This is a genomic window from Streptomyces sp. NPDC048278 (assembly GCF_040652195.1).
In the GTDB taxonomy this organism is placed as follows: domain Bacteria; phylum Actinomycetota; class Actinomycetes; order Streptomycetales; family Streptomycetaceae; genus Streptomyces.
On the sequence record NZ_JBEZLP010000065.1, the window covers coordinates 21109 to 30360 of the forward strand.

General features: G+C 67.7%; 7 protein-coding genes and 2 pseudogenes. 3 read left to right on the top strand and 6 right to left on the bottom strand.

The window, feature by feature from the left end:
* The first annotated feature begins 126 nt into the window (after positions 1–126).
* Complete coding sequence (locus AB0D74_RS49300; protein WP_362602857.1) at positions 127–1290, top strand: epoxide hydrolase family protein; 1164 nt, start codon at positions 127–129, stop codon at positions 1288–1290.
* A gap of 996 nt (positions 1291–2286) precedes the next feature.
* On the opposite strand, the gene AB0D74_RS49305 is transcribed toward AB0D74_RS49300, so the two are convergent.
* Positions 2287–2682 (bottom strand): hypothetical protein, encoded by a 396-nt coding sequence (locus tag AB0D74_RS49305; RefSeq protein WP_362602860.1) that lies wholly within the window; start codon positions 2680–2682, stop codon positions 2287–2289.
* Positions 2683–3545: 863 nt separating this feature from the next.
* On the opposite strand from AB0D74_RS49305, the gene AB0D74_RS49310 reads away from it, so the two are divergent.
* Positions 3546–4205 carry a DUF1986 domain-containing protein gene (locus AB0D74_RS49310; protein ID WP_362602863.1) on the top strand — a complete coding sequence of 220 codons (660 nt, stop codon included), beginning with the start codon at positions 3546–3548 and terminating at the stop codon, positions 4203–4205.
* Between the two features lie 303 nt (positions 4206–4508).
* Positions 4509–4847 (top strand): annotated as a pseudogene (locus AB0D74_RS49315) (RNA-guided endonuclease TnpB family protein); the annotation flags it as partial.
* A gap of 63 nt (positions 4848–4910) precedes the next feature.
* On the opposite strand, the gene AB0D74_RS49320 reads toward AB0D74_RS49315, so the two are convergent.
* From AB0D74_RS49320 to AB0D74_RS49340, 5 genes and pseudogenes are all read right to left on the bottom strand, one after another.
* Positions 4911–6353, bottom strand: a complete 1443-nt coding sequence (locus AB0D74_RS49320; protein ID WP_362602866.1) for a sugar porter family MFS transporter — start codon at positions 6351–6353, stop codon at positions 4911–4913.
* Positions 6354–6416: 63 nt separating this feature from the next.
* Positions 6417–7069, bottom strand: a pseudogene (locus tag AB0D74_RS49325) (histidine phosphatase family protein).
* Positions 7062–7565 (bottom strand): RpiB/LacA/LacB family sugar-phosphate isomerase, encoded by a 504-nt coding sequence (locus AB0D74_RS49330; RefSeq protein WP_362602869.1) that lies wholly within the window; start codon positions 7563–7565, stop codon positions 7062–7064. The pseudogene AB0D74_RS49325 and the gene AB0D74_RS49330 overlap by 8 nt, the downstream one beginning before the upstream one ends.
* Before the next feature lies 1 nt (position 7566).
* A complete protein-coding gene (gndA, locus tag AB0D74_RS49335) occupies positions 7567–9006 on the bottom strand; it encodes an NADP-dependent phosphogluconate dehydrogenase (protein ID WP_362602872.1) in 1440 nt (479 codons plus the stop codon).
* A 157-nt stretch (positions 9007–9163) separates the two neighbouring features.
* Positions 9164–9250: an SDR family oxidoreductase gene (locus AB0D74_RS49340; protein WP_362602878.1), complete on the bottom strand. Its 87-nt coding sequence runs from the start codon at positions 9248–9250 to the stop codon at positions 9164–9166.
* Between the last annotated feature and the right edge of the window lie 2 nt (positions 9251–9252).

Here is a 9252-nt window from a genome sequence, read left to right on the forward strand (position 1 = left end):
CAGCATCATTGCACACCACTGTACAGTGAAGTAGATTGCACACCGGTGTACAGCGAAAAGATTGCACATCAATGTGCAATGGAGAGTTGCGCTGTGCTTCGAAGCTCAGGGGAAGGGAAGAAGGCAATGACCGCACCGAAGCCGCCGGCCTCGGCCCTCGTCCGTCCGTTCACCGTTTCGTTCTCGGATGCGGAGATCGACGACGTGAAGCAGCGACTGGCCAGAACTCGGTGGCCGGATCCGGAAACGGTGGGCGACTGGTCGCAAGGGGTTCGCGTGGAGAACGCCAGGTCTCTGGTCGACTACTGGGAGCGCAGCTACGACTGGCGGCGCCTCGAGTCCGACCTCAATCGCTTCCCCCAGTTCCTGACGGAGATTGATGGGCTGGACATCCACTTCGTCCACGTCAGGTCCAAGAATCCCAACGCGATGCCGCTGATACTCACGCATGGATGGCCGGGCTCGATCGTCGAGTTCCTGAAGCTGATCGGCCCACTGACCGATCCGGTTGGGTTCGGAGGAGACGTCGCCGATTCGTTCGACGTCGTCGTCCCGTCGCTCCCCGGGTTCGGGTTCTCCCAGAAGCCAACGGAAACCGGGTGGACTGTATCGCGCATCGCAAGCGCGTGGGTGGAGCTGATGAAGCGTCTCGGCTACACGAAATGGGCGGCGCAAGGCGGCGATTGGGGTGCCGTCGTCACCACCGCCCTCGGGGTCATGCGACCTGAGGGGCTTCTCGGAATTCATCTGAACACCCAGTTCGCCTTTCCCCCACAGATACCCGACACCTTGTCGCCCGAGCAGCGCTACGCCGTGGAGACCCTCGCCGTCTACACCGGCGATCTCGGTGGGTCGAACCACCTTCAGGGCACGAAGCCAGAGACTGTCGGATTCGCCCTGGCGGACTCTCCCGCTGGTCAGGCAGCCTGGATCTACGAGAAGTTCCAGTCCAAGACCGACAACCACGGGCTTGCCGAGGATGCCCTCAGTATCGATGACATGCTCGACGCGATATCCCTCTACTGGTTCACCAACAGCGCAGCGTCGTCCGGCCGCATCTATTGGGAGAACAAATCAGGCACTTTCGCTGGCCCGAAGCTGACGCTTCCGGTCGCGGTGACCGTCTTCCCGAGGGACATCCCACGCCTGCCGCGAAGCTGGATCGAAGACACCTACAGCAATCTGGTCCACTACGGCGAGGCCGACAAGGGCGGGCACTTCGCGGCCTTGGAACAGCCCGAGATCCTGGTCAGCGAAATCCGCACCGGCCTGCGCACCCTTCGTTCCTGACACCAACGTGCGGGCTCAGGAGCGCACGCGGGATGTCGAGATGCAAGACGAGGCGGGCCGCAGCTGGGCACCGCGCGGCTGCCGGAGGGCGTGGAGGGTATCGCCAAGCTGCACGCTCTCATCGCGCGGCACGGCGGCGAGGACCTGGAGCCCGGGCAGGTGGTGGTCGGGATCCAGGTCGACCGCGGCCCGTGGGTGCATGCGCTGATCGCGGTCGGCCACCGCGTCCACGCGGTCAGCCCCCGCCAGGCGCCGCGGTTCACGCAGTGGTACGGCACCTCAGGGGGCAAAGAGCAACAAGGTCGACGCTCAGCGCCGGCCGAGGCTACCGCGCCACGCTGCACCGGAGCGCCGTGCTGGTGCCGGTGGAGATCGGCGTGGTGCTGATCATGCCCCGTCTCGACCGCCCGGCCCGCCATCGTACGGACGTAGCCCGGCGCCCGGGGAAGCCGCCCTCGCCGAGTGAAATCGGCACGAGCTGTCGTCCGGCGCGGCAGCGGCGACATCGGGCAGCGGCTCGTGTCCGGCCGACAAGACGGTGAACGCGGTCGGTTGCACGGCGTAGTGCCGGACTCCGGCGGCGGCCGCGCCCTGTGCGCCCCCGCCAGGAGCCCAATACCACGCCGTGGAGTGCCGCCGCTGCCGAGTCACGGAGTTGGAAGTGTGTCTCCCGATCCTTGGGCAGGGGGGCGAGGAGCATCGCAGCGGTGCGTCGGCGTAAGTGATCGCTTTCGAGCCCAGGCGCAGCGCGGGACGCCGGGGCTGCCGCTCTGCCGTGTCGACGAGGAACTCCGCGAGATTCGACGTGGCTGGCTCCTTGAGTCAAGTACGCCGATCTGCGTTGATCATTCAGGGATGACCGGGAGGATCAGGTGGGAGGAGTACCCCCGGTCCGCTGTGCAGGGTGACGGTGCCGGCGTAGACCTCGTCGGGCCTGTCCACCGGGTCGTTGTGCAGGAAGGGGCCGGAGCCGGTGAATACCGCCCGGAGGAGTTCTTACCGGGCCACGCCCGTCGCGGCCCGATCGCCCGGGTGGTCGCTCGTCGTCTCACCCTGTGCGTGCTCGATGCGGGCGAGCACCTTGTCGGAGATCCGGTGCAGCGTTCGCAGTTCGTCCGGGGTCAGCACGTCGATGAACACGTCCAACACCCCGGCTACGTGTCCGGGTGCCGCGCCCGCCAGGTAGGCGTAGCCGGCTTTGGTCAGGATCGCTTGCGTGTAGCGCCCGTTGCGCGGGTCGGGCTCGCGGCGCACGAACCCGCGTTTCTCAAGCCGGCCGACCATGTGGGACAGGCGGGACAGTTCCGCGTTGCAGCAGATACTGGTACGCCCTCTGCCCCACGCGACTCTCCCCAGGTGGGCGACCAAATTCACCACAGAAACGATCAGCACCAGTCAGACCACCTGCGCGGCAAGGACGCTCGCGAGCTGCGAGCGGGCTGCACGACCAGGCTCAGCCGCCATCCCGTTGGACATGGTCCCCGGTCACCGGCCGACAGGGACGCCCGATGCCGGGCACAGAACCGTCAGCACACCTGAAAGCAGTCGTGAAGTGTGCGGGCCGTGCCCGTCGGTCAAGGGCGCCTAATTCGTTGTCGCTCTGCGATGGCCATCGGCCACCTCACAGCCCGACCCGCCCCTGGAGCCGGCTGGCGATCGGGCGTTCTCTCCCATGTGGCGCCCGTCCGCGGGTCAGGTGCCGAATGGGTGGAGATCCACTCAGAGGCGTGGGAGCACCCCCGAGCAGGGGGTGACCGTTTTCAACGAGCCCCATCACGGTCTTGCCGTGCCGCTGGGCTTCGGCATCCGGCTCGCCGAAGGGCCTCCTGCTCCCGTTCGCCGTCGTGACCGTGCTCACTCCGGTCGGCTGAGCAGTCACAGACATTCGCTTCTCCGCTCTCGCCTTGCTCAACGTGGGTCTGTGCACACCCCGCCGGGCCGCGATGCGCTCCGATGCCCGCGTCACGTTCATGGGAGCCGTCTGCGTGACCTCTTCGCAACCGCCTTCCCTCTTCTCCAACATGCCGGACAGGTGCCCTGATCACTGCCCGAAAGAACTACCGCAACGATGGCGTGCGCCGCCCGGCCCCTTCCTTTCTGACCGAAAGGCCGAGGCGGCCCCCTCTGCCGTGCCGCGAGAGTAGGGCTGGCCAGGAACGGGGTGGTACAGCCTGCAGGGATACGCCGTGCTCTTCCCGGCCGTCCAGGCCGCATGTGCCGAACCACAATCAGTCGACCGTCAAGGAAAGCACACCATGGACCACCGCCAACGGCTCGCTGCCGTCTCCGGAATCGCACTCGCAGCCACTCTCGTCATTCCGCTCAGCGCCGCGCACGCGATCAGCGATGGCACAGCGGTCCGCTCCGCGCCCTGGGCCGTGCAGGTCTACGCAGACGGGCACTTCGCGTGCACAGGCACCATGCTCACAGACCGGTGGGTGCTCACCGCCTACCACTGTTACAACGACGAGCCTGCCAAGATGAGCGTACGGGTCGGTTCCGTGCGAATCGGGCACGGAACCAAGGCCGACGTGACGGAGATCCGGCACCTCGACACCGACGGCCTGGACGATGTCGCGTTGTTCCGCCTCGCCAAGCCGATCAAAGCACAGCACGTCAAGCTCGCGGACGCCGACCCGCCCAGGCAGGCGGTCGTCAACATCTACGGATACGGCAGCTACGGGCGACACCCGAAGAACTTGCGCACCGCCACCAATCGCGTGACAGCCGTCAAGCACGACGGCATCATCGGGCGAGCCATCTGGACCAAGAAGCTCAGCGGCGCCACCCAAGGCGGCGATTCCGGCGGCCCGGCCTTCTACAAGGGCAAGGAGGTCGGCGTTCTCTTCGGCCCGAACGAATACAGCAGCGTCGCTTCACACCGCACCTGGATCAAAAGAATCACCGGCGTCTGACGAGGCCGCCAGCGAAGCGGCAGACCGCGGAAGAAGCCAGCGCCTCGCGGGTGATGCTGCGGGTCGGCCATGGCCGGGAGGGCTCCACGCGGTACCTCGGCGGCGGCAGCGCCGACGATCACGGCACTCCGATCAGTTGTCTCGTTTCCGGACCACTCAGTCCCCCCGGCCCGGCACTTGAGGAGTGGCCCGCCCCTGAGACGGGCGCGGAGGCCGGCATCGACTCCACCGGCATCGGCCGTCTGACGGGCCACGGCGCCTTCGCCCACCGCGGCCGCGGCATCCCGGGCCACCGCCTAGCGGGCGAAGACCTACGCGAAGGTCGCCAGGCAGCGGCAGGACACCGGCCACAAGAGCGTGTGGTGAGCGACCATGACGCCATCGCCGTCGAGGACTTCCGCCCGCTGTCTTCCTCGCCAGGTCGACCATGGCGAAGAAGGCAGCGGGCGCCGCGATCGGTGCCACCAAGCAGGTCTTGCTGAAGATGGCCCGCAAGCACGGCCGGATCGTGCGCCTGGTCCACCCGCGCACACCACGATGGACGGCGCGGCGGGCGGAGCCGTGTCTCCCAGGGACAAGGACTCCGCCCGCCTGATGCTGGTCCGGGCTGGTCTCAACCCGGCTGGCGCTGATCGCACATGACCTGCCGGGACGCTGTTCCGTCAGGCTGAGCCAGGAATCCCTCTCCTTCACGAGGGAGAGGTCTCACGTCGGCGTCCCCATCGCTTCCAGTTCCTGTCCCTTGGTCTCACGCACGACTCCGGCGACGAAGCCGAGGGACAGCAACGCGAACGCGGCGTAGATGGCGTAAGTGGCGGACAGGTTCCAGTCCGCCATACGCGGGAAGGTCTCGGTGACGGCCCAGTTGGCGATCCAGTTGCAGGCGGTCGCCACCGACATGGCACCTGCACGGATCTTCAGCGGGAACATCTCGCCCACCATGACCCAGAGGATCACGCCCCAGGAGACGGCGAAGAAGAACACGAACGCGTGCGCGGCGACGAGGGCCACCGCCCCTTGGGTGTCCGGGATCGACAGGCTGCCGCCGCTGCCGGTCTTGTACGAGAACGCCCAGGCCGCCAGGCCGAGGGAGACAGTCATTCCCGCCGAGCCCATCAGGGCCAGGGGCTTGCGGCCGATCCGGTCGATCAACATCATCGCCACCACGGTGCCGATGATGTTGACGACGGAGGTGGACAGGCTGATCAGCAGTGAACTGGACTGGTCGATACCCACGGACTGCCACAGGATCGACGAGTAATAGAAGATCACGTTGATGCCGACGAGTTGCTGGAAGACGGCGAGGCCGATACCGGCCCAGACGATCGGGAGCAGGCCGAAACGAGAGCCGAACAGGTCCCGTATACGCGGCTTCTCGCCCACGCTGAGGGCTGATTCGATCTCGGCGAGGCGGGTGTCGGTGTCGACGCTCGCCCCTTCGATGTCGAGCAGCGCCAGTCGCGCCTGGTCCCTGCGGCCCGTGGCAATCAGGAAGTACGGCGACTCGGGAATGCGGCTGCTGAAGACGAAGTACGCTGCGGCCGGGACAACGGCGGCCATCAGCATCCACTGCCACGCTTCCAGGGGGCCCAGCGGATTCTGGCTCTTGCCTCCCGCCCCTTGCGCGATCGCCCAGTTGACGAGTTGTGAGGTCGTGATGCCGAGCACGATCGCCGCCTGCTGGGACGAAGCCAGCCGTCCGCGGTAGCGGGCCGGGGCGACTTCGGCGATGTAGGTTGGACCGACCAGCGAGGCAAGTCCGATCGCAACACCGCCCAACACGCGCCAGGCGCCCAGATCCCACAGGGAGAACGGCATGGAGGAGCCGAGCGCACTGATCGCGAACAGGGAAGCGGCGAGTCGCATCACACGCAGACGGCCGATGCGGTCGCCGAGACGCCCGGCGACCCCGGCACCGACGGCGGAGCCGATCAGCGCAGCGGCGACGACGGTGCCCGTCTCGGCGGAGGTGACGTGGAAGTGGTGCTGGATGCCGGTGACCGCACCGTTGATGACCGCGCTGTCGTAGCCGAAGAGGAAACCTCCGAGTGCCGCGGCGATGGTGACGAAGGTGACGCGGCGTAGATCTCCGCCGTCCGGCATCTCCGTGTGCCGGGGTGTCCGGGTGAGGCGGGCTCTGGCGCTCATGGATGGGTGCTCCGTTCCGGAATCCGACAAAAAAAAGGGGGTGACGGGAGTGGCCGCCTGCGGTCAGGCAACCTCTCCCTTCGCGGACATCCGGGGCGTGGTCCGGGTGCCGGTCGGCGGGGCGACGTTCCAACCGGCGATCACCGGGCGTCCGTGCTCGGTTCCCAGACGGCTGACGGTCCCAGTGTCGAGGCTGAACAGGCGGCCCTCGGACGGCGGGAGCCCCAGTCGGCGGGCGGTGAGCACGCGCAGGAAGTGGCCGTGGGCCACTACGGCGACATCGCCTCTCGCCGGATCGTCCGGGAGGGGGGTGATGCTCGCGAGCACGCGGTCGGCGCGGTCACCGACCTCTCGCGGGTTCTCTCCGGGGTGCCCGGCCGGCCCGAGGGCGACGCCGTCGGTCCACAGGTCCCAGTCCGGCCGGGTGCGCCGGATCTCGGCCGTGGTGATGCCCTCGTAGGCGCCGTACTCCCACTCGTGCAGGTCCGGTCCGGGTCGGTGGTGGCACGGGTCAGCCCGGCGAGTTCGGCGGTACGCATGGCACGCCGGAGCGGGCTGGTCAGCGCGAGAACGATGTCACGCTCGGCGAGCAGGGGCGCCACAACCCGTGCCTGCCGCTCACCATGTGTGGTGAGCGGCAGGTCCGTGTAACTGGTGTGCTGGCGTGACAGGATCCACGCCGTCTCACCGTGCCGGATCAGCAGGAGGTCACCCACGGCTGCCTGCTCCCTGCGGCGCGGCCCCGTCAACTGCGGTGGGTATCTCACCGGTCCGCTCGTAGGCGTGGAGCATGTCGATACGGCGCGTGTGCCGTAGGTCGTGGCTGGACTGCGCGGTGAGGAACGTCCGGACCGGCTTCTCGGTCATCTCTGCGCAGTGCGTACAAGCGCCCGGGGCGATGACGTCGGCGTCGTTGTGCTCCCGGGCCGGCCGGGCTGTCCCCTCGCTCCAAGCCAGCGCGGCGTACACGTCGACGACCTTGTTCGCGGCGATCACCTCACCGTTGCCCGAGCCGCCTATGACAATGCCCCGGTTTCCGGGATCGGCAACCGTGCGGTGAGCGGCCTCGATCACATACGAGGGGTGGTTGCCGTCTTCCCGGTACGTGTTCGGTCCGCAGTCGATCAGATCGTACCCGAGTGCCGTGAGCCGGTCGACGAGGCGGGCCTTCAGCCGGTGACCGGCGTGGTCGGAGCCGATGTGGATCTTCATGTCAGTGCACTCTTTCTTCGGCACGGTCACCGCTCCACCGGACGTGGAAGACTCCGTCGCGGTCGGTGCGACGGTAGGTGTGGGCGCCGAAGAAGTCCCGCTGGGCCTGGGTGAGGGCGGTGGGCAGAGCCGGCGTGCGCAGCGTGTCGTAGTACACCAGCGCGGAGGAAAAGCCCGGTGCGGGAATGCCGTTGCGCGCGGCGGCCGCCACCACCCCGCGCCAGGCGTCCTCGGCAGCGTTCACTTCCTGGGCGAACTGCTGGTCGACCAGCAGGGTGGGCAGCGCACGGTTGTCGGCGTAGGCGGTGCGGATGCGGTCGAGGAAGGCGGCACGGATGATGCAGCCGCCTCGCCAGATCGTCGCCATCGCACCGAGGTCGATGTCCCAGTTGTATTCTTCGCTGGCGGCGGCGATCATGCTCCAGCCCTGCGCGTACGCGACGACCTTCGAGGCGTACAGGGCTTGCTCGACCTGGGCGACGAAGCGCACCCGCTCTGCAGGAGGCAGGAGCCAGTTCTCCCCGGCGTGTACGGCCTCGACGGCCTCACGCAGCCCGACGTAGCCGGACAGGGAGCGGGCGAATACCGCTTCGGCGATTCCGGAGACGGGTGCACCCAGGTCGAAGGAGGTCTGCACGGTCCAGCGGCCGGTTCCCTTCTGGCCTGCCTGGTCGGCGACGATGTCGACGAAGGGGCGCCCGGTACTGGCGTCGACGTGGGCGAGGATGTCGGCGGTGATTTCGATCAGGTAGGAGTCGAGGCGTCCGGTGTTCCAGCTCCGGAAGGTTTCGGCAATCTCGGTTGGACTCATGTCCGCCAGGCGCCGCAGCAGGTCGTAGGCCTCGGCGATCAGCTGCATGTCCGCGTACTCGATGCCGTTGTGCACCATCTTGACGAAGTGCCCGGCACCGTCGGGGCCGACGTGCGTGCAGCAGGGTGTGCCGTCCACCTTGGCGCTGATGGTCTCCAGCAGCGGGCCGATCTCCCGGTACGCCTGCTGGGAACCACCAGGCATGATGGAGGGCCCGTTGAGCGCTCCTTCCTCGCCGCCGGACACACCTGCGCCCACGAAGTGAATACCGTGCCCGCGCAGTGCCGCCTCGCGCCGCCGGGTGTCGGTGAAGTGTGCGTTGCCGCCGTCGATGATCACGTCGCCGGGCTCCAGCAGAGGGGCGAGTTGCTCGATCACCGCATCGGTGGGGTCGCCGGCCTGCACCATGATGATCAGGCGCCGGGGCCTGTGCAGCGCGGCCACGAACTCTTCCGCGGACTCTGCCGGGACGAAGTCACCTTCGTGTCCGAACTCCTCGACGAGCGCCTTGGTCTTCGCGCTGGACCGGTTGTGGACGGCGACGGTGTATCCGTGGCGGGCGAAATTGCGGGCCAGGTTGCGGCCCATCACTGCCAGGCCGGTGACACCCACGTGTGCCTTGGGCGCCATGGCTCTCAACTCCTTGAAAAGTGGCACGTGTGCGGGGAGACGGGCCTGTTCGCCCTCGTCCGCCTCGCGGGCATGCCCCATCCCGCGGGGTGGACGAGGGCAGTGCCTGGGGCGCCGTCGGAGAGGCCGTCTTTCGGCGTCCCAGGGGATCGGGGGGTTAGAAGTAGCCGCCGTCGGCTTCGATGGTGCGGCCGGTGATGTAGGAGGCGTCGTCGGAGACGAGGAAGGCGGTGACGGCGGCGATCT

What these genes read in the sequence shown, in the direction of transcription:
- AB0D74_RS49300 (WP_362602857.1), top strand. Translation starts at nt 127, where the DNA reads ATGACCGCACCGAAGCCGCCGGCCTCGGCCCTCGTCCGTCCGTTCACC.
- AB0D74_RS49310 (WP_362602863.1), top strand. Translation starts at nt 3,546, where the DNA reads ATGGACCACCGCCAACGGCTCGCTGCCGTCTCCGGAATCGCACTCGCA.
- AB0D74_RS49320 (WP_362602866.1), bottom strand. Translation starts at nt 6,353, where the DNA reads ATGAGCGCCAGAGCCCGCCTCACCCGGACACCCCGGCACACGGAGATG.
- AB0D74_RS49330 (WP_362602869.1), bottom strand. Translation starts at nt 7,565, where the DNA reads ATGAAGATCCACATCGGCTCCGACCACGCCGGTCACCGGCTGAAGGCC.
- gndA (WP_362602872.1), bottom strand. Translation starts at nt 9,006, where the DNA reads ATGGCGCCCAAGGCACACGTGGGTGTCACCGGCCTGGCAGTGATGGGC.